Source organism: Tautonia sociabilis (assembly GCF_003977685.1).
GTDB classification, from domain to species: Bacteria; Planctomycetota; Planctomycetia; order Isosphaerales; family Isosphaeraceae; genus Tautonia; species Tautonia sociabilis.
Genome location: NZ_RYZH01000018.1, coordinates 25,277 through 45,558, shown reverse-complemented (window position 1 = coordinate 45,558; position 20,282 = coordinate 25,277). Strand labels below are relative to the sequence as shown.

Genomic DNA, 20,282 nt, shown 5'->3' with positions numbered 1-20,282 from the left:
CGATTGGTGGAAAAATCCAACGAACGGACGATTGACATGCGCATCCGGAGGCGTTACACATTCAAATCGCCTCCGTAGCGAATCCGGCTGTGGAGGGCATCGCGGGGAGGACCTCCCCGCTGTCGGTCGGGAGGAGCGTCGGATCGCGTTGACGACGTCATGACTTCGCAACCCTATCCGTCCCGCGCCGGGCCCCTCACGGTGCCCAGCACCTCCAGTTTCCCTTCTCCGTTTGCGATCGGTGGAGAGCCTGTCCCAGCCCAGGCGAACGTCATGGCGAAGCGACTCTACGTCGGAAACCTAGCCTACTCGGTCAATGATGCGGACCTGCTCGCCCTCTTCGAGCAATATGGTTCGGTCCGCTCCGCCCAGGTCCTGAAGGACCGGGAGACGAACCGGAGCCGCGGCTTCGGCTTCGTCGAGATGGACAACGACGACGAGGCCGACAACGCCATCTCGGCCCTCGATGGCCAGGACCATGCGGGTCGCCGCCTGACCGTCAACGAGGCCCGCCCGCGCACCCCGGGAGGCGGCAATGGCGGCGGCCGGGGCGGCTACGGCGGCGGTGGCGGCCGGGGCGGCTACGGCGGGGGCGGCGGCTACGGCGGGGGCGGCGGCTACGGCGGGGGCGGCGGCTACGGCGGGGGCGGCGGCTACGACCGATACTGAGCGACCCTTGCGATGAACCCCTCCCCGCCCGGCGCCCCCCGGCGGAGGAATCGCCCGGATGAAATCCACCCATCCCCCCACCTCCTCCGATCCGGACCCCCGCCATGCCCTGCGGCTTCGGATCGAGGAGGTGCTCGATCGGGACGTCCGCCCCGAGTTGCGGGCCGACGGCGGTGATGTCGAACTTGTCGGCGTCGACGAGGACCGGATTGTCCAGATCCGCCTCTCCGGCGTCTGCCAGGGCTGCTCCTCAGCGGCGATCGCCCTGGCGATGCGGATCGAAGCCGCGGTCAAAGCCCAGATCCCCGAGGTCCGGTTCCTCGAACCGGTCCCCTGAGCCCGACGGCCGATCGACCGCCCCGACCTGCCGGAAGACCGCGTCGGCCCTGCCGCCGGCTCCGCTCCGACCCCGGGGGCCGGCCGAGTTCCACCCCGGGGCCGCCTTCCCTCTCCCCTCGTCCCCGGGGATCCGCCGTCGATGACCGTCGTCCTCGCCCCGATCGACCGCTCCTGCCCGGCCGATCCCCCCTGGATCCGGCCCCGGGCCGCGTACATCCACATCCCCTTCTGCGCCCACAAGTGCGGCTACTGCGACTTCGCCTCGCTCGCCGGCGCCGATCACCTCGCCAACCGCTACCTTGACGCCCTCGCCGCCGAACTGGAGCTGGCCCTCGACGGCCCCCGCCCGGTCGCTTCCCTCTTCATCGGCGGCGGCACGCCCACCCGGCTCAACGCGGACCAGCTCTCCCGGTTGCTGGCGACCATCGCCCGGTGGTTCCCCCTCTTGGACGACGGCGAATGGACCGTCGAGGCCAACCCAGGCACCCTCGACCCCGACAAGGTCGACGCCCTGGCCTCGGGAGGAGTCAACCGGATCAGCCTGGGCGCCCAGTCCTTCCAGCCCTCCTCGCTCCGGGCGCTGGAGCGCAACCACGACCCCGACGACGTAAGCCGGGCCGTCGCGCTGATTGCCCCCCGCTTCGACCGCTGGTCGCTCGACCTGATCTTCGGCGCCCCCGGTTCAACGCTCGATCAGTGGCGGGACGACCTCGACCGCGCCCTGGCGCTCGGCCCTTCCCACCTGTCCTGCTACGGCCTGGTCTTCGAGAAGGGCACGTCGCTGTGGAAGCGGCGGCTCGACGGGCTCGTCCGGCCGGTCGACGAGGAGGTCGAGCACGCCATGTACGCCGAGACGATCGACCGGCTCTCGGCCGCCGGCCTGCTCCAGTACGAGATTTCCAACTTCGCCCGCCCCGGGCACGAGTCCCGGCACAACCTCGTCTACTGGGCCAACGACGCCTACTACGGCTTCGGCCTCGGGGCCGCCCGCTATGTCGCTGGCGTCCGATCCGTCAACACCCGGGACCTGCCCGCCTACCTCCGCCGGATCGAGTCCGGCCAGGACGCCACCGGCCCGGTTGAGCGCCTCGACCCGGAGGCCCGAGCCCGAGAGACGGCCGTGCTCATGCTCCGCCGCACCGCGATCGGAATCGACCGCGAGGACTTCCGCCTCCGCACCGGCTTCGACCTCGACGCCCTCTGCGGCCCGTCGCTCCGGCGCTCCTGTTCCCGAGGCTGGCTCGAGGATGACGGCCGTCGCGTCCGGCTCACCAGGTCCGGCCTCTTCCTGGCCGATACGGTGATGAGCGACCTGCTCTGACGGCGTCCCGGGAGGACTCCCGGGCCCGATTCCGCCCCAGGAGGGGATCTCCGATGCTCTCGAGCCGGATGCTCGTCACGACCCTGGCCCTGACCGCCCTCCCCGGCTGCGCCGCCGCCGGCCCGCGCCGCCCACTGGCCGATCGCGTCGTCCCCTGCCCCTGCGCGGTCGGCGACCTGGCCCTCCTGCCGGCCGAGCATCCCCGGATCGCGATTGACCGCGATCCGGACCGAGCCACCGAGCGCTACCACCCCGGCGCCCGGGTGTCCTACCGCCTCTTCGACCCCGACACCGATCCCGTCGCCGGCAACCAGTGTGCCTACGACGCCTCCGGCTCCCTCATCCCTTCCGGCCCCGCCGCCGGCACCCCCGACCGCGTTTCCCCTCGCCGCAGCCTCCTCGGCCACTGGCTCCTGGACGTCCGACCATTCCGCCGGCTCGGTTGGATGGAGTACCATCGTCGGGGATGGGCTCCCGTCTCCGAGCCGTGTTCGCCCGGTTCGGGCTGAGCCTGATCGGGCCGGCGACAAGCGTTCTGGAACCCCTCGGGTGGGTCGATCGGCGCGATGACTCAACCGAGCCAACTCCCGGGATGCCCCCCCGATGCTCACCGGCAACCTCGTCCGCGTGCGGATCTCCAAGAACCGGGTCATCCCGCAGTACCTCGACCGGGACAATCCCTATTGGCTGGAGGTCGCCGAGAGCCTGCTCCTCATCTTCCGGGAGGGCGTGGGCCTGACCCGGGGCGAGATCGCCTCGGAGATCGAGGCGGTCGTCGGCAAGGGGATGTCCTCGCTCGTCCACCAGGGACTGGCCAAGGTGCTGGAAGACCGCGCCGAGTTCGAGGTCGTGGCCGACATCCCTCCCGAGACCATCCGGGAGAAGGTCTTCACCGCCGCCGCCAAGCGGCGCCGCGTCCTGGCGGGCTCCTCCAAACCCGGGTGCCGTGAGCCCTTCCGGCGCGACGAGGTCCTGGCCGACGTCTCCCGGGAGCTGGGCCTGCCCCCGGAACAGCTCGTCTCGGCCATGTTCGCCGACCTGAAGGAGGAGAACCGCCTGCTCTCCTTCGACGGCCTCTCGGCGGTCGGCCTGATCGACCGCTACAACGTCGCGCTGGCCCAGGCGATCCTGCTCCGCTCCGTCCGGCTCGACGTCGAGGTCCGGGGAGAGCGGCCCTCCCGGTACCGTCAACTCTTCCGGTTCCTGAAGTTCCACCGCCTGCTCTACCAGGTGACCGGCTCGATGGCCTCCGGCTACACCTTCTCCCTCGACGGCCCGCTCAGCCTCTTCCTGGCGACGCAACGCTACGGGCTCCAGATGGCCCTGTTCCTGCCCGCCCTGCTGCTCTGCTCCGACTTCCGCCTCGACGCCGAGCTGCGCTGGGGCCCAAAGAAGGAGCACCGCACCTTCCACCTCGACTCCTCCGACGGCCTCGTCTCCCACTACCAGGACACCGGCCAGTACGTCCCGGCTGAGATCGCCGCCTTCCTCGACCGCTTCCGCCAGGTCGCCCCCGACTGGGAGGTCCTCGAATCCTCCGAGCTGGTCGACCTCGGCCGCGACGGGGTCTGGGTCCCCGACTACACGTTCGTCCACACCCCCACTGGCACCGATGTCCTGGTCGAGATCCTCGGCTTCTGGAAGCGATCGGCCCTGGAGCGCCTCCTCCGAGTCCTGCCTACCCACGGCCCCTCCCGCTACCTGCTGGCCATCTCCGACTCCATGAAAGTCGACGAGGGGGCCGCCACCAACCTCAGCGGCCCGATCCTCCGCTTCAAGGAAATCCCCAACGCCCGGGAGATGCTCGCCCTGCTCCGAGGCTTCCTCCCCGGCGCCTCGCAGCCCTCGCTCATCGACGCCGAATCACCTTGACGGATGGACACTCCCCCCCTGCCCTGGCCTTCGGACAGCAGCGGCGCCCCAAGCGGGTGAGCCGACCGGCCGCCTCGCAGCGACCGTCCGCCGTTACTTTGGGGCGACCCCGGGGAATCGAGTTCACAGGCATCCCGTCGCGAGCGCCGCACTACGCTCCGCGTAGGACCGCGCTCGCCGAACAAGACGGGTGGGCAGCGCCCGTCCTGGCCACTTGCCGCGCTGCTCCATCCGCCAGAACGACGACCGGCTGTTCGAGGACCGTTGCCCCGAGCTTCGCCGAGCGTTCGACCTTCCCGACGGCCTCGACCCCCTCTGAGGGCCCAATCGCCGGGGAGTCAACCTGACCGCTTCGATCCGATCAGCGGCTCTCGCCCTCCCGGTTCGGACCCGGAAGGGGGGCCCCGACCCGGGCTCGCCAGGCGTCCAGCTCCTCGAGCAACCGCTTCACCTCCTCGGGACGCTCGCCGGCCAGGTTGCGCGATTCGCCGAGATCCCGGGCCAGGTCGTACAGCTCGATCGTCCCGTGCTCCAAGAACTGCAACAGCTTCAGGTCCCCCGATCGGATCACGCTCACCGGGGTGGTCCGCCACTGCCCCTGGCCCGCTCCCAGGTAGCCCGGGAAGTGCCAGAACAGGGCCGGTCGATCGATCGAGTCGGCCTTGCCGGTCAGCATCGGCACCAGGTTTTCCCCGTCCAGCGGCTGTCCGGCCGGGGGATCGCCCCCGGCCAGTTCGAGGAGCGTCGGATACAGATCGACGCTGAGGATCGGCTCGACGCTCTCCGATCCCGCCGCGATCGTCCCCGGCCATCGGAAGATCCAGGGGACCCGGATCCCTCCCTCATACAGGCTCCCCTTGCCGCTCCGGAGCGGGGCGTTCGTCGTGACCTCCCGTATTCCGGAGATCCCCGCCGCCTCGTAGCCCCCCCCCCCGCCGTTGTCCGACGAGAAGATCACCAGCGTCCGATCCCGGATCCCCTCCTCGTCGATCGCCTCCAGCACCCGGCCGACGCTCTCGTCCAGGCTGGCGATCATCGCCGCGTAGGTCGGGTTGCGGTGCCCTCCCGCCCTCGGGAGCGACCGGAACCGTCGGATCAGGTCCTCCTTGGCCTCGATCGGGCTATGGACGACGAAATGAGGCAGGTACAGGAAGAACGGCTCGTCCGCGTGCCGTTCGATGAAGTCGACCGCCCGATCCGTCAGGAAGTCGGCCAGGTAGGTCCCCTCCGGGACCGCCACCGGAGGAGTCGTCTCGAAGTCGAAATGCTTCCCCTGGCTGATGATCGCCTCGTCGAACCCCTGCGCCGGCGGGAGGCACGCCTCCCGCTTCCCCAGGTGCCACTTCCCGAAGATTCCGGTGACGTAGCCCGCCGCCTTCAACGCCTCGGCCACCGTCACCACCCCCGGATCGAGCTCCAGGACGTTCTCCGGGGGCTCCAGCGGTCGAGTCCTCCAGGCGAACCGATCTCGGGAACCAACGGTGTACACCCCCGTCCTCGGCCCGTACTGGCCGCTCATCAGCGCCGCCCGGGTCGGCTGGCAGTTCGGCCCGCACGAATAACCGGCCCGGAAGACCATCCCCTCCGCCGCCAAGCGGTCGAGGTTCGGGGTCCGGTAGTAACCGCTCCCGAAGCAATGCAGGTCGGTCCATCCCAGGTCATCCGCCAGGATGAACACGACGTTCGGCCGGTCGTCGAGAGGTCCCGTCTTCCCCTTCGAGATCCCGGCCCCCTCCCCGAACACCGCCACCGCCAGGATCACGGCCAGCCAAGGGCCCCTCCCCCTTCCATTGCCCATCGCTCGACCTCCCCAAAGACCACGACGGCCCCCGCTCCCCCGGGAGCCCGACGTCTCCGATCGCCCCCACCATAGAAGGCGCGCCTCCGAGCTGCAATCGCCCCGGTTTCCCCCACCGCTTCCCCGGTGCCGATCGTCGCGGTGCGCTCCTGATTTGCGACTCAATGATTGACATTCGGTCCAATAACGGTTAAACAGCGTGATGAGACACCCGGCGTCGCGATCTGGCGACAGGGGAACGGATCGACGCTCCCGGGCCCTTGGCCCGGAAGCCGAACCGCCAATTCCACAGGGGAGTATTCCCATGCTGACGATCTTCGGGCGAAAGACCGGCGGATTCTGCGACGGCATCAGCCGGCGCGGGTTCCTGAAGATCGGCGGCCTGGCCTTCGGGTCGAGCCTGGTGACGCTTCCGGACATCCTCCGGGCGGAAGAGGCCGGCCGGCGCGCCGGCGTTCCCCCGAAGCGGCACAAGGCCGTCATCAACATCTTCCTCGCCGGCGGCCCTCCCCACCAGGACATGTGGGATCTGAAGCCCGACGCCCCCGAGGAGATTCGGGGAGAGTTCAAGCCGATCGAGACGAACGTCCCGGGCATCTTCGTTGGCGAGTGCTTCCCGAAGCTCGCCGGCCTGATGGACCGCGCCGCCCTGATCCGATCGGTCGTCGGCGCCACCGGCCGGCATGACCTGTACCAGTGCAACGCCGGCTACAAGTTCGACGACCAGCAGGCCATCGGCGGCTGGCCCAGCATCGGCTCGTTCGTCAGCAAGATGCACGGCCCGGTCGACCCCGCCGTTCCTCCCTTCGTCGGCCTGGCCGAAACCACTCGGCACGTCCCCTGGAGCGACCCGGGCGCCCCCGGCTTTCTCGGGCCGGCCTTTGCCGCGTTCAAGCCTGACGGCTCGGCCCTCCAGAACATGACCCTCAACGGCATCACCGCCGAGCGCCTCGCCGACCGCCGCGCCCTGCTCTCCAGCTTCGACTCCCTCCGCCGCGAGGTCGACGCCAGCGGCGCCCTCGAGGGAGTCGATTCAGCCACCGCCCTGGCCTTCGACGTGCTCAGCTCCAGCAAGCTCGTCGACGCCCTCGACCTCTCCAAGGAGGACCCCCGCGTCCGGGAGAGGTACGGCGACGGCAAACCGTACAAGTACCAGTACGACGGCGCCCCGACCGTCAACGACCAGCTCCTGATGGCCCGCCGGCTCGTCGAGGCCGGCGTCCGCTGCGTGACCCTCAGCTACGGCCGATGGGATAGCCACGGCCAGAACTTCGACCTGGTCCGCGACCACGGCTCCAAGCTCGACCAGTGCCTCTCCGCCCTGATCGAGGACCTGGAGGTCCGCGGCATGCTCGACGACACCGTCGTCATCGCCTGGGGAGAATTCGGCCGCACGCCGAAGGTGAACAACCAGGCCGGCCGAGACCACTGGCCCCAGGTCGGCGCCGCCTGGATCGGCGGCGGCGGCCTGAAGACCGGCCAGGTCATCGGCGCCACCAACCGCCTCGGGGAGCAGGCCGTCGAGCGCCCCGTCCACTTCAAGGAAGTCCTCGCCACCCTCTACCACTGCCTCGGCATCGACGTCACCAAGGACACCGTCATCGACCCCGCCGGCCGTCCCCAGTACCCGGTCGACATGCCCCCCATCCACGAGCTGATCTGACCCGATCCCCCGCTCCCCCGACCAGGCCGGGCCTCCTCCTCCGCCCGGCCCCCCCTCCCGCCCGGGAGCCCGACGGTTTCCCCACCGTCCGGCATCCCGGGCGTCGTCGTCTCCGATCATCCCCCTCCCCGCCTCCCGGCCTCCTCCTCCGCCTCCCCTTCCCCTCGGCTCCCCTCCTCCTGGCAGCGGACCGATCGCACCTCCTCCCCACTCCGACGATCCCTCCGCGACCCACTTGTGCGTCAGGTCCCGTTCAACCCTCCTCCTGAGCAACCCCCCTCCTCACTTCGATGATATCGATACCGACGGGCGCTCTCGGCCCCGAGGGACCGGCATTCGCCAATCAAAAACCGCATCCAACTTTTATTGCAATCATCGACTCTTGAGGTTCTCGCTGTGACCGCCGCGATCGAAAACGCTGCTCTCCGCTTCCTGATCTGGTTCATGGAGGACAGGCTGCCTGCCGAGTGCGCGGCGTCGGGCGCCGAACGAACCCATCGCGCGGTGTTCCGTTCGCCGCAATCCCTTTTGGGCTATGTCGTAACAGCGAACCAGCGTCGTTCGCGATTCGCGCACCGGTTCCGGCCTTGCTCCCGGCGAGCGGATGGGCGATCGCGGATCAAGGGCCGGCGTGCTGCCGCCCCCGGTGCGGACGATCTCCGGCGGGAATCGGAGGAGCGTGCCGAGCGGAGCGAAGCCAATTTTCCTCCGACTCGCCGCCATAACCCTTCTTGTGGTCGACGATTCCGGCGACGGCCATGGCGTGGATCCGAGCGTACCGCTCCGATCGCGGTGGGTTGGCCCGCCTGGCTCAAGGATCGGTCCCGTCGCTCTCGGCGGACGGCGGAGGTTCCGATCCCTTCCAGGGGGGCGAAGCGATCGTTACGCGAGGCTCGCCGCCTCCGGTTGAGTCGAGGCGAGTGCGATTCCCGGCTCGACGGCCCTCCGAGGGCTTGGCGGGCTGGGGAGTCCCTCCCGGGGCGGCCTCGGGTCGGTTACGATCGGCCGTCGCTGCGAATTCCCGTCGCATCGACGCCGCCGCCTGTCTCGATCCACCCCAGGGAGGTCCCGACGATGACCGGATCGAACCCGAATCGCCGATCGTTCCTCAAGGCCGCGGGAGCCGCTGGCCTCTGCGCCGCCGCCGCTCGGTTCTCCCGGGCCGCCGACGACCAGGACGGCCCGCTGCCCGTGGTCGGCTCGGGCGAATACCAGTATGAGTGCCTCCACGGCTGGGGGAAGGTTCCCGATCACATCGAGTGGTACGAGACGCACGGCGTCGCCGTCGACCGCGACGGCCTGATCTACGTCACCCACCGCGCCGGCCCGGATCGGCCGTCGTCCGACGCGATGGCCCAGGACACGATCGTCGTCTTCGACCCCGACGGCACGTTCGTCCGCTCCTTCGGCAAGCGGTGGCACGGCGGCGGCCACGGCATCGACATCCGGGAGGAGGGGGGCCAGGAGTTCCTCTATCTGGCCTTCATGTTCCCGGTCAACCTCGTCGTGAAGACCGACCTCAAGGGGGAGGTCGTCTGGATCAAGGAGAAGCCCGAGGAGCCCGGCGTCTACGCCGATCCCGAGGCCCGCTTCAGCCCGACCAACGTCGCCTTCTCCCCCGATGGCGGGTTTTACGTCGGCGACGGCTACGGCTCGAACTACATCCATCAGTACGACAAGAACGGCGAATGGGTCCGCACCTGGGGAGGCACCGGCACCGAGCCCGGCAAGATGCGCACCCCGCACGGCATCTGGTTCGATGACCGCCCCGGCCGGGAGGCCGACGTCGTCGTCGCCGACCGCGCCAACGCCCGCCTCCAGTACTTCTCCCCCGACGGAGCGTTCAAGGCGATCGTCGACGAGGTTTCCTTCCCCGCCCACTTCGACATCCGGGGAGACGTCCTCCTCGTCCCCGACCTCCACGCCCGGGTCAGCCTGTTCGACCGAGAGAACAACGTCATCAGCCACCTGGGTTACGACCCCGACTGGACCGCCGAGGTCCTCGACGGCTTCACGGTCCGGGTCGAGCCCGATCGCTGGCGCCCCGGCCGCTTCGTCCACCCGCACGACGCCTGCTTCGACGCCGAGGGCAACATCTTCGTCGCCGAATGGGTCCGCCCCGGTCGGCTCACCAAGCTCCGCAAGCGCTCCTGATCCTCCCCGTGACGGCGGCGGCCGGCCCGAGCGCCGGCTGCCGCCTCCTCCGAGGGAATTCGTTGACTCGACGACGCCCGACGATCAGACTCGGGGCGAGGACCCCCGGCCGGTCCCGGGACGAATCGCCCTGACCCTGCAACCGAACGTTGCGACTCCCCGGCCGGTCGGTCACTGCCTGTCCCTTTCCCCTGCCGGAGTCTCCCCGAGATGACCCGCCGCCTCCTCCTGATCGCCCTGCCGGCCGCGTTGGCCGGCTGCTCCTCCCCGGAAGGGACCGGCTCCGCTTCCCCGGCGGAAGACCGCGTGGTGGTCTACACCGCCCTGGACCGCGAGTTCTCCGAGCCGATCCTCGACGCCTATGCCAAGGAGACTGGCGTCCAGGTCGACGCCCGGTACGACGTGGAGAGCACCAAGACCGTCGGCCTGACCAACGCCCTGATCGCCGAGGCCGACCGGCCCCGGGCGGACCTCTTCTGGAACAACGAGATCCTCAACACCCTGCGCCTCCAGCAGCTCGGCCTGCTCTCCCCGTTCACTCCCGAGCATGCCGACGCGATCCCCGAGCCGTACCGGGCCTCGGACGGCTCCTGGTACGGGTTCGCCGCCCGGGCTCGGATCCTGATTGTCAACACCGAGCTCGTCCCCGAGGACGACCGCCCGACCGGGATCCGGGATCTGGCCGACCCGAAGTGGACGGGCAAGGTCGGCATCGCCAAGCCCCTGTTCGGCACCACCGCCTCGCACGCCGCCTGCCTGTTCGAGGCCTGGGGAGACGAGGAGGCGAAGCGCTACTTCCTCGACCTGAAGGCCAACGACGTGAAGGTCCTCTCCGGCAACAAGCAGGTCGCCCAGGACGTCGCGTCCGGCCGGCTCGCCTTCGGCCTAACCGACACCGACGACGCGATGGTCATGATCGAGGAGCTTGGGGCCCCGGTCGCCATCATCTACCCCGACCAGGGAGAGGACGGCCTCGGGACCCTCTTCATTCCGAACACGATCGCCCTGATGAAGGGAGCTCCTCACCCCGAGGCCGCCGCCGACCTGGCGAGCGCCCTGCTCAGCTCCGAGGTTGAGGCCACCCTGGCCGCCGGCCCCAGCGCCCAGATCCCGATCCTCCTGGGGACCGAGGCCTCCGCCCGAGTCGAGACGCCGGCCACCGTCAAGGCCATGGCCGTCGACTTCGAGGCTGCCGCCTCCCGCTGGGACGAGGTCGCCACCTTCATCCGGGAGGAGTTCTCCCCCGAGTGACCGGCTCCGCAGCCGGGGGGCGAACCTCATCCCGGTCGTTCCCCTCGGCCCTTCGGCTTGGGCCGTCCGGCCCTCCCCATTCCCGACCCGATCGGAGGCCGTCCTCCTCCTCGTCGTTTCCTCGAAAAGTCCCCTGGACACGACCCGGAGGATTTGGGAAGACCATCCTCGCACCGACGTCCGCATCGAGGCGGGCGTCACTTGCGCTGGAGCCTTGAGGAACGCACGGATGGGCACCCTGAAGCGTGGCCGGCCGGGGCGGCTGAGCCTGGCCCTGATGATCGCCGGCATTGGGATGGGCATCGCGACGGACAACCGGGCCAGGGCCTCCGCCATCGAGCCGAAGGTGGAGCAACGGGCGGTTTACTACTCGACCTCGGGGACGATCGGAACGCCGGGCGATGGCTCGGCGGAGTTCATCGGCTTCGAGGGGATTGGCGGCTCGTGGTCATCGTCGGCGCCGGCGGGCGTCTTCTATGCGCCGGGGGTCTTCTCCCTCGGCGCGTTCCAGGTGAGCGGCCTTTCTCCCGGCAAGGCCCGGGAGTTCGACGCCCTGCCGTTCTCCATCACCCTGAACGTGTTCGGGGATCCCTACGCCGGTCAGGCGATCTCCCGGATCCGGATCGACGGCGTGCTCGACGGCGAGCTGTCCAACACCCCGGGACGGGGCCTGCTCGCCTCGGTGAAGTCGGTTTCTCAGATCGGCTCGCCGATCGGGACTCCGCCGTTCCGCCTGGAGGACCTGCAAATCCTCGCGCCGCAGTTCCTCCTGCCGGCCGGCTCGATGCCGTCCCGGTTGAATCCGATCTACGGGTATGTGGGATCGGCGGTCCCCGAGCCGACGGCGCTGGTCACGCTCGGCCTCGGAGCGGCGGTGGTCGCCTGGCGATCGATCCGACGTTCGCGACGCCCGGCGAGGCCGCCGGTCTCGGCAGGCTGATACGAAGGTGGAGCCGGGCATGAGGCGGCAACCACCGATGGTTGTCGCCTCTTGCGCCGGGAGAGGACGCCTGGGATCCCTCAGGAGAAGAGGGCCCGACTCGGGTGGCCGCCGTCGGTGATCGGCACGGGGCGGGGCCCTCCTATCAGCGACTTCGAGGGATCGATCCCGAGGGCCGCGTGGATCGTGGCGTGGACCTCGGGGATCGTGATCGGGTCCTGCTGGATCGCCCCAGAGCGATCGTCGGTTTCGCCGAAGGCGCCGAGGTGACGAAACCCGCCGCCGGCCTACGCGGGGCTCGGATCGACCCCCCAGCCGATTCAGCACACGACCAGGGCCCATCTCGGAGCGAGGAGCAGCCACCCATCCGAATCATCCATCCCGAGGGGAATTCCATCCGGGTTCGATCGGTCGATCCGGATCCGACACGACCGGTCCCCTCGCGTCATGCCGTCAGGGCGGGGAGGAGGGCTGTGGAGGCGGGGGAGTCGCTTGGGGGGGAGATCAGATCGGGGAGAGGTTGATCAGGCGGGCCCGGGTGACGACCGTGACGGAGCTGAGCGACATCGCCAGGGCGGCGACCATCGGGCCATAGGCTCCGAAGAGCCCCAGGGCGGCGACGGGGATGCCCACGGCGTTGTAGAAGAACGCCCAGAAGAGGTTCTGCCGGATCGCCCGGAGCGTGGCTCGGCCGAGGGCGAGGGCTCGGGGGACGCCGCGGAGGTCGCCGGTGGCGATCACCACATCGGCGGCGGCTTTGGCCACGTCGGTGCCGGTGCCGAGCGCGATGCCGACATCGGCGGCGGCCAGGGCGGGGGCGTCGTTGATGCCGTCGCCGACCATCGCCACGCGACGCGCTCGCCCTCCCTCCGCCATGCGGAGCGCCGCGACCTTGCTCGCCTTCTCGTCTGGGAGGACCCGGGCGAAAACGTGATGCGGAGGAATGCCGACCGCCTCGGCCACCGCTCGCGCGGGGGAGGGATCGTCTCCGGTCAGCAGGAAGACCTCGATGCCCTGGCGGCGGAGGGTGTCGATGGCCTCCCGGGAGTGGGGCTTGGGAGCGTCGGCCAGCACGATCGAACCGGCGAGGGCGCCGTCGACGGCGACGTGGACTACGGTGCGTCCAACACCCCCCGCGTCGACATCGGGAACGGCGATCCCCCTTCCTTCCAGGAACGCGGCGGAGCCGACAAGGACCATCCGGCCGTCGACCGACGCCGAAACCCCGCCTCCCCGAACCGCCCGGAAGCCGTCGACGGCGATCTCCCGGCCGTCGGCGAAGGCCGAAAGGGCATGTGCGACCGGGTGCTCGCTGCCTCGCTCGGCGGCGCCGGCGAGCAGGAGAAGGCGGTCGCGGTCGAGGGAACCGTGCAGGATCACGTCGGAGACGGTCGGCTTCCCCTCGGTGACGGTGCCGGTCTTGTCCAGCACGACGGCGCCGATGCGATCCATGCGCTCGAACGCCGAGGCGTCTCGCACGAGCAGGCCCGCTCGGGCCCCTCGGCCGGTGGCCACGGCCACGGCGACCGGGGTGGCAAGCCCAAGGGCACAGGGGCAGGAGATGATGAGCACGGCCGCCGCGTTCAGCACGCCGGCGCGCCAGCTTCCCGACCCCAGGCCCCAGCCGAGCAGCGTGATCAGGGCGATCACCAGCACGGTCGGCACGAAGACCGACGCGATCCGGTCGGCCAGGCGCTGCACGCCGGCCTTCGAGCCCTGCGCCTCGCGCACCAGCTCGACAATCTGTTGCAGCGCGCTGTCCTTACCCAGCCGGGTCGCCCGGACGAGGATCGTCCCCTCGGCGTTCCGGGAGCCGCCGACGACGGTGTCTCCCGGCCGCTTGGTCACGGGCAGCGACTCGCCGGTCAACATCGACTCATCGACGTCCGATTCCCCCTCGATCACCTCCCCGTCGACCGGAATCGACTCTCCGGGGCGGACGCGGACCACGTCTCCGAGCGCGACGTCGGCGAGGGGCACGTCCTCTTCCCGGCCCCCCGGTCGGACGACTCGGGCGGTCTTGGGGGCGAGGTCGAGCAATCGCTCAATCGCCTGGCCGGCCGCCCCCCGGGAGCGAGCCTCTAGGAACGATCCGAGGGTGATCAGGGTGAGGATGATGCCGGCGTCCATGAAGAAGTGCGTGCCTTCATGGTCGCCAACGGCGAGGTGATAGACGCTATAGCCGAAGGCGGTCGAGGTGCCCAGCGCGACCAGGGTATCCATGTTCGTCGAGCCGTGCCGCAGGCGGTCGATCGCCCCGGCAAGATACGGCCCCCCCAGGTAGACCTGGAGGACCGTCGCCGGAAGGAGCATCGCCCAGCCGATCCACCGCGCCTGCGCCCAAGCCCCGCCGAGCAGCATGGGCCCCAGGCCAAGCACAACCAGCGGCGAGACCAGCACCAGCCCGACGATCAGCCGGCGCCTCCAGTACGCGACGCGACCCTCCCGATCTCGGCGCATCCGCTCGGCGGCGCGCGAGGGATCGGCGTCGTCCTCGACCGGACGGGCGTCATAGCCTGCCTCGGAGACGGCGAGGCGGAGGGCCTGCTCGTCGAATCGGGAGGGGTCGACGACGACCCGGGCGCGCTCGGTCGCCAGGTTGACCCTCGCCTCGGAGACTCCCGGAACCCCGGACAGGGCACGCTCGACCCGGGCCACGCAACTGGCGCAATGCATCCCCGAGATCGCCAGCTCCCGAGGCTCGCCCGCCCCGACCGGGAGATCGGGGGCCTCCCCGGCGCGATCGGCCCCCGGCATCGACCCGATCGAGACGACCGGCGGGAGGGGGGCGGAGGCGTTGGCTGGCGAAGGCCGAGGTGGGGGCCCTTCCGAATCGTCTCCCGAGCCGGCTGAGTCCTCGTCCGAGGCATCGGCGGTGTCGGCGGCGGCCGGGACCTCCCCGCTGGAGGCCTCGATCTCCCCCTCGTAGCCGGCCTGGGAGACGGCGGAGCGCAGGCCCTGCTCGTCGACCCAGCCGGGGATGACGCGGACCTCGGCGCGACCGGAGGCGAGGTCGACGCTCGCCGATCGGACGCCGGGGACGGACTCGATCGCCTTGCGGACCGTCCGGACGCAATGGTCGCAGGACATGCCGGCGATCGTCATGCGGACGAGCTTGCCATCGGTCTCGATCATCTCGCCCCCAGGGCACTGGCCCGATCGCGGCCCGAGCCCGACCGTCGGGCCGGATGGGGCCGCCTCGCTGGTCTCCGGCTCCGCTCGGGAACCCGCGTCGATCCGGGGCCGACCGACCGGCCGGGGACGACGGGCGGCGCCCCAGTCGCGCTCCCCCGGATCGGGAGGACCGAGGGCCGGCCTTCGGGTCGTTCTGGTGATCGCCGCGCCAGGCGCCTTCCCCGTGAGGGGGGGCCGGTCGCGATGGGCCTGGGAGATCCGCGACGGCCACCAGGACCGGCGACCGCCCCGGACCGAGGGATCTCGGTCGGGGATCCCCTTTCAAAGGGGAGCCCCTCGAAGCCCCTCCAATTATTACGACGCAGCCGTCTGGGAAACCAGTTCCTTCCGCCCGAATCGGCCTCCCCGCCCCGCTCCCCCCGACCGGCCGGCATTGACCGGCCTCGGCGACGCCCGCGATAATGCCCTTCTGATCGGCCCCCGCCGACGGACCTCCCCTTGCCTCCCACTCCGGTCGGGCCCCGACCTCCCCGCCCTCCCGAAGCTCGATCCCGCAACGAGGACCCCGTTCGGTGCTCATCGTCGACCGTCTGGAGCCGGTGCCCGATCGCCTGAGGCGAGCGGTCATTTCGATCGGGAACTTCGACGGCGTCCACCTCGGGCACGTCGCTCTGCTCGATCGCCTGATCCGGATGGCCCGCCGGCTCGACGCCCCGGCCGTCGCCCTTACCTTCGACCCGCACCCGATCGCCCTGCTCCGCCCCGACCAGGCGCCTCCCCCGCTGACCTGGACCGGACGCAAGGTCGAGCTGATGCGACGGGCGGGGGCCGACGAGGTCGTCGTCTTCAAGACCGGCCCCTGGCTGCTGGGCCTGACGGCTCGGGAGTTCTTCGACCGGGTGATCCGGGAGCAGTTCCAGGCGGTCGGGATTGTCGAGGGCCCAACCTTCGGCTTCGGCCGAGATCGAGCCGGGACGGTGGAGACGCTCGACGACTGGTGCGCCGAGGCCGGCCTCCACTTCGAGATCGCCCCGCCGGCCGACCGGGACGGCCGGATCGTCTCCTCCACCCGGATCCGGCACGCACTGCTCGACGGCAAGGCGGACGAGGCCGCCGCCCTGCTCGGGCGCCCGCACCGGCTGCGGGGGACGGTCGTTCGGGGAGCGGGCCGGGGCCGGGCGATCGGCGTTCCCACAGCCAATCTCGGCGGGATCGACACGCTCATCCCGGCCGACGGGGTGTACGCCGGGGTCAGTTTCCTCGACGACGGCGAGGGGCCGATCCCCTCCGCCGTCCACATCGGCCCGAACGCCACCTTCGGCGCCGAGATCCGCACAGTCGAGGTCCACCTGCTCGATTTCGAGGCCGACCTGTACGGCCGAGGCCTCGAACTCGATGTGCTCGCCCGGCTCCGCCCGACCGAGACGTTCGCCGGCCTCGAACCGCTGCTGGCTCAGATGCGGATCGACGTGTCCCGGGCCCGGGAGGTCATCGCCTCGGCGGCCGCTCAGGGCCGCCCAGCGGACTGACTCGGGGACGAGATCAGGGGATCACGGAGCTGGCGGTCCCTCGGGGAACGGTGGCGAGGCCGGCGATCGGCCCCGCCCCCGGAAGCGGGGGCGCGTCGACCCGATGCCGCCTCGATCCGGCTGCTTCCTTCTCGGCCAGGGCCTCCGAGAGGGTGTCGATGATCGTCCGAGCGACGCGGTCCCAGTTGTAGCGCTCGTCGAGGGATTTCGTCGCGAGGTCGACCGGACCCCGGGCCTGGAAGGCGAGCCAGGCCTCGTCGACCGAGGACGGGTCTGCCGGGTCGAAGAACGAAATGCCGGGGGTGTCGAACTCCTTCAGGGCACTGTTGTAGCTGGCGAGGACCGGGGTGCCGTGGCGGAGGGAGTCGAGCACGGGGAAGCCGAAGCCCTCGTAGAGGGACGGATAGATCGACCAGCCGGCCGTCCGGTAGAGGCGGCAGAGTTCCGTGTCGGGCACCACGCCGAGGAAGCGGACCCGGCGGCCGTTCGGGAGGCGTCGGTACCGCTCCAGCGATCGCCGGGAGGTCATCCAGCCGAGGGGCCCGACCCACCAGAGCTCGCTCGAGGGGGGCAGAACCCGGGTTTCCCGGAACCAGTCCAGCAGGAAGAAGGCGTTCTTCCTCGGCTCCAGGGTCGAGACGACCAGGCCGACGTTCGGCCGGCGCTCGACGGGGCGGTCGTCGCCGTGGCGGGACACGCAGAGGCTCGGCCCGGAGGGGCAGACGACGATCCGGTCCTGAGGGAAGGGGGTCAGCCAGCCGGCGTCCGCCTTCGTGGCGTGCGAGACCGCCAGGGCGCGATCCGACGAGAGCAGGCTCTTGGCGAAGAAGCCGCGGAACATCCCCCGGGTCTTCTCGGAATGCGTCCAGGGAACGACCAGGGGAGTGAAGTCGTGCAGGATGCTCAGCTCGACGGGGAAGTGACGCTCGATCGGCCGCAGGCAGCCGAAGACGCCGGCCCCCCGGGGCGGGGGAGGCCCGAGCGGCACCCTTCGGCTCTTCCAGATGCGGCGTCCCAGCTCGGCGAGGTCCTGGTCGGGGTCCGGGTCGAGCGGACCGCCGAGGATCAGCTCCTTGCCGTTGGAGAAGAAGCGAAGCGGGACGTGCCTCGACAGCGCCAGCACGATCCGGGCCGTGTAGCGGCCGATGCCGGTCAGGTGCCGATCGGCCAGGGGATTGGCGTCGATGAAGAGGGTGAGACCGGCGCCGGGACCGGCCTCCGGGAGGCTCGGGGAGTCGTCCATGTCGGGATCGATCCGATCGCCCTGGGAAGGTCGAGGCCGGGGCGCGCGCACGCCCGTCGACCCGGGGTGAGTAGCCCAGGAGCGGGAATCGGTCAAGGTCGATCTCGGGACGCTGGGCGGAGCGCCAACGCACTCGGCGTCGAGAAGCGAAGGGAACGGGGAGACGGGGAGGACCGCAAGCAGCGTGGCCCGATCTGGTCGAGGCGAGGGGACCGTGATAGGGTGCGATCGGCGGCTCTCCATCCCCCGGGGATGGGAAGCGGGAGCGAACCGGGGAGCGGAAAAAGGCCGGATGCGATGGAACACTTCGGGCTGCTCTACGACCTGCTGATCGTCTACGCCGTGGCGGGGCTAGTCGTTTTCGCCTTTCAAAAGCTGAAGATCCCAACGGTGGTTGGCCTGCTGGTCGCGGGGCTGGTCGTCGGGCCGACGGGCCTGGGACTGGTCGAGGAACAGGAGGACGTGCAGATTCTGGCCGAGGTCGGCGTGGTGGTGCTGCTGTTCACGATCGGCCTGGAATTCTCGCTCTCCCGGCTGCTGACCCTCGGCCGGGAGATGATCGGCATCGGCCTGCCGCAGGTGATCACCTGCATCCTCGTGCCAGCGCTGGCGACCCGATGGTATCTCGGCTCCTGGGGGCCGGCGATCTTCGCGGGGATGCTGGTGGCGATGTCGAGCACGGCCGTCGTGCTCAAGCTGCTGCTGGAGCGGGGGGAGATCGGCACTCCGCACGGGAAGATCGCCGTGGCGGTGCTGCTGCTGCAGGACCTGCTGGTGATGGTCTTCATGCTGGCCATCCCGCTGCTGGCTCCGTCGGGGAGCGGAGGGGAGCGCGGCTCCCCCTGGGCCCAGCTCGGCCTCGGGGTGGGCGTCGTGCTGCTGATCCTGGTCGGCTCTCGATACGTGATCCCCCCGATCCTGCTCCGGGTGGTCCAGACGCGAAACCGAGAGCTGTTCCTGATCTTCATCTTCCTCTTCTGCATCGGCATGGCCCTGCTGACCGCCTGGGCCGGGCTGGCCCTGGCCCTGGGGGCGTTCCTCGCCGGGCTGGCGATCTCGGAATCGGAATACGCGCATCAGGCCCTGGCCGAGGTCCTGCCGTTCCGGGACACGCTGAGCAGCCTGTTCTTCGTCTCGGTGGGGATGCTGCTGGACCTGAGGTACCTGGCCGACCACCTCCCGCTGGTGCTGGTGACGGTGGCCGCGCTGCTGGCCCTGAAGTTCTTGGCGGCGGCCGGGCCGAGCTGGCTGTTTGGCTATCCGATGCGCACCGGGACCCTGGCCGGGCTGTCGCTGGCTCAGATCGGCGAGTTCTCGTTCGTCCTCGCCGGCCGGGGGGTGGAGGCGGGGATCCTGGGGGCCGACGACTACCAGACCTTCCTCGCCGCCGCGGTGCTGACGATGGCGATGACCCCCATCCTCATCGCCTTCGGCCCGGCGGCCTCCGGCGCCCTGGAGCGGATCCCTCCGGTGCGGAGCCTCTCGGATCGGCGGCGGGCCCGTCTCCGATCGGTGGAGGCGGAAGTGCCGGCCGAATCGTTGAGCGAGCATGTCATCATCGCCGGCTTCGGCCTCGCCGGACGAAACCTGGCTCGGGTGCTCCGGGGCATCGACATCCCCTACGTCATCCTGGAGATGAACCCGGATTCCGTCCGAAGGCTCCGAGGGCAAGGGGAGCCGGTCCTCTACGGCGATTGCACGAGGGCGGCCGTGCTGGAACACGCCGGGATCAACCGGGCCAAGATGCTTGTCGTGGTCATCTCCGACCCCCAGGCCACCCGCCGAGCCGTCCAGATGGCCCGGTTCCTCCGGCCCGACCTCTTCATCGTCGCCCGGACCCATTACGCCCACGACATCGACGAGCTGATCCGCCTCGGCGCCGACCAGGTCGTGCCCGAGGACTTCGTGACCTCGATCGAGTTGTTTGATCGCGTGCTCGTTGAGTACCAGGTCCCCCGAAACCTGATTCTCGACTTGATCGACCGCGTTCGGAGCGACCAGTATCAAATCCTGCGGTCGTCCCGACCCGTGCGGCTCGACATGCCGATGTCGCTGCTCGAGGGAGGGGCGGAGGTCGATTCCTGCCTCGTCAAGGACTCCTCTCCCGTCATCAATCGGACCATCGCCGACCTCCAGCTCCGCCCCCGGACCGGCGCCACGATCCTCGCCCTGCGCCGGGGAGGACGCGACCTGATCAACCCCGGCCCGGACCAGGAGATCCGGGTCGGAGACGTGCTGGTTCTCTTCGGCGACCGCTCCCAGCTCGACCGGGCCATCGCCCTGATCGCGCCGGAGACCGACTTGCCGGCGGGCCAGGATCGCCGGGGGGCCCCGGTCTGAGCCCGTCCCGGTCAGGATTCTCGAGGAG

15 protein-coding genes and 1 pseudogene are annotated in these 20,282 nt (G+C 70.2%); 12 read left to right on the top strand and 4 right to left on the bottom strand.

The annotated features are described in order from the left end of the window. Positions 1-273 precede the first annotated feature (273 nt). The 6 genes from TsocGM_RS10930 (at position 274) to TsocGM_RS27615 (ending at position 4,520) form a co-directional block, all read left to right on the top strand. On the top strand, positions 274-669 hold the full coding sequence (locus TsocGM_RS10930) for an RNA recognition motif domain-containing protein (protein ID WP_126725403.1): 396 nt from the start codon (positions 274-276) through the stop codon (positions 667-669). A 109-nt stretch (positions 670-778) separates the two neighbouring features. Then, the gene (locus tag TsocGM_RS10925) at positions 779-1,006 is read left to right on the top strand and encodes a NifU family protein (protein ID WP_391732193.1); all 228 of its coding nucleotides are present in this window, start codon (positions 779-781) and stop codon (positions 1,004-1,006) included. Positions 1,007-1,147: 141 nt separating this feature from the next. After that, complete coding sequence (gene hemW, locus TsocGM_RS10920; RefSeq protein ID WP_126725401.1) at positions 1,148-2,329, top strand: radical SAM family heme chaperone HemW; 1,182 nt, start codon at positions 1,148-1,150, stop codon at positions 2,327-2,329. A 53-nt stretch (positions 2,330-2,382) separates the two neighbouring features. Beyond that, on the top strand, positions 2,383-2,838 hold the full coding sequence (locus TsocGM_RS10915; RefSeq protein WP_126725400.1) for a hypothetical protein: 456 nt from the start codon (positions 2,383-2,385) through the stop codon (positions 2,836-2,838). 94 nt (positions 2,839-2,932) lie between these two features. Further along, a complete protein-coding gene (locus tag TsocGM_RS10910; RefSeq protein WP_126725399.1) occupies positions 2,933-4,201 on the top strand; it encodes a DUF790 family protein in 1,269 nt (422 codons plus the stop codon). A gap of 190 nt (positions 4,202-4,391) precedes the next feature. Beyond that, positions 4,392-4,520, top strand: a complete 129-nt coding sequence (locus TsocGM_RS27615; RefSeq protein WP_261341638.1) for a hypothetical protein — start codon at positions 4,392-4,394, stop codon at positions 4,518-4,520. A gap of 42 nt (positions 4,521-4,562) precedes the next feature. Here TsocGM_RS27615 and TsocGM_RS10905 read toward each other — a convergent pair whose 3' ends face one another. Beyond that, positions 4,563-5,999: a sulfatase gene (locus TsocGM_RS10905; protein ID WP_126725398.1), complete on the bottom strand. Its 1,437-nt coding sequence runs from the start codon at positions 5,997-5,999 to the stop codon at positions 4,563-4,565. 304 nt (positions 6,000-6,303) lie between these two features. Here TsocGM_RS10905 and TsocGM_RS10900 point away from each other — a divergent pair, with 304 nt between their 5' ends. The 4 genes from TsocGM_RS10900 to TsocGM_RS10885 all read left to right on the top strand — a co-directional run bounded on the left by TsocGM_RS10900 (position 6,304) and on the right by TsocGM_RS10885 (position 12,007). Continuing rightward, positions 6,304-7,662 (top strand): DUF1501 domain-containing protein, encoded by a 1,359-nt coding sequence (locus TsocGM_RS10900; protein WP_126725397.1) that lies wholly within the window; start codon positions 6,304-6,306, stop codon positions 7,660-7,662. 1,074 nt (positions 7,663-8,736) lie between these two features. Beyond that, positions 8,737-9,816: a twin-arginine translocation signal domain-containing protein gene (locus TsocGM_RS10895; RefSeq protein WP_126725396.1), complete on the top strand. Its 1,080-nt coding sequence runs from the start codon at positions 8,737-8,739 to the stop codon at positions 9,814-9,816. Between the two features lie 210 nt (positions 9,817-10,026). Beyond that, complete coding sequence (locus TsocGM_RS10890; RefSeq protein WP_126725395.1) at positions 10,027-11,067, top strand: extracellular solute-binding protein; 1,041 nt, start codon at positions 10,027-10,029, stop codon at positions 11,065-11,067. Positions 11,068-11,296: 229 nt separating this feature from the next. Beyond that, a complete protein-coding gene (locus TsocGM_RS10885) occupies positions 11,297-12,007 on the top strand; it encodes a PEP-CTERM sorting domain-containing protein (RefSeq protein WP_126725394.1) in 711 nt (236 codons plus the stop codon). Positions 12,008-12,087: 80 nt separating this feature from the next. On the opposite strand, the pseudogene TsocGM_RS10880 reads toward TsocGM_RS10885, so the two are convergent. Beyond that, positions 12,088-12,282: pseudogene (locus tag TsocGM_RS10880) on the bottom strand (DUF1501 domain-containing protein); the annotation flags it as partial. 229 nt (positions 12,283-12,511) lie between these two features. Next, entirely contained in the window at positions 12,512-15,142 is a 2,631-nt protein-coding gene (locus tag TsocGM_RS10875; protein WP_126725393.1) for a heavy metal translocating P-type ATPase, read from the bottom strand. Between the two features lie 572 nt (positions 15,143-15,714). Here TsocGM_RS10875 and ribF point away from each other — a divergent pair. Further along, the gene (ribF, locus tag TsocGM_RS10870; protein WP_126725392.1) at positions 15,715-16,671 is read left to right on the top strand and encodes a riboflavin biosynthesis protein RibF; all 957 of its coding nucleotides are present in this window, start codon (positions 15,715-15,717) and stop codon (positions 16,669-16,671) included. A 13-nt stretch (positions 16,672-16,684) separates the two neighbouring features. On the opposite strand, the gene TsocGM_RS10865 is transcribed toward ribF, so the two are convergent. Continuing rightward, complete coding sequence (locus tag TsocGM_RS10865; RefSeq protein WP_158633494.1) at positions 16,685-17,914, bottom strand: glycosyltransferase family 4 protein; 1,230 nt, start codon at positions 17,912-17,914, stop codon at positions 16,685-16,687. Between the two features lie 297 nt (positions 17,915-18,211). Between TsocGM_RS10865 and TsocGM_RS10860 the strand changes: the two genes are divergently transcribed. Continuing rightward, on the top strand, positions 18,212-20,254 hold the full coding sequence (locus tag TsocGM_RS10860) for a cation:proton antiporter domain-containing protein (RefSeq protein WP_158633493.1): 2,043 nt from the start codon (positions 18,212-18,214) through the stop codon (positions 20,252-20,254). Positions 20,255-20,282 lie beyond the last annotated feature (28 nt).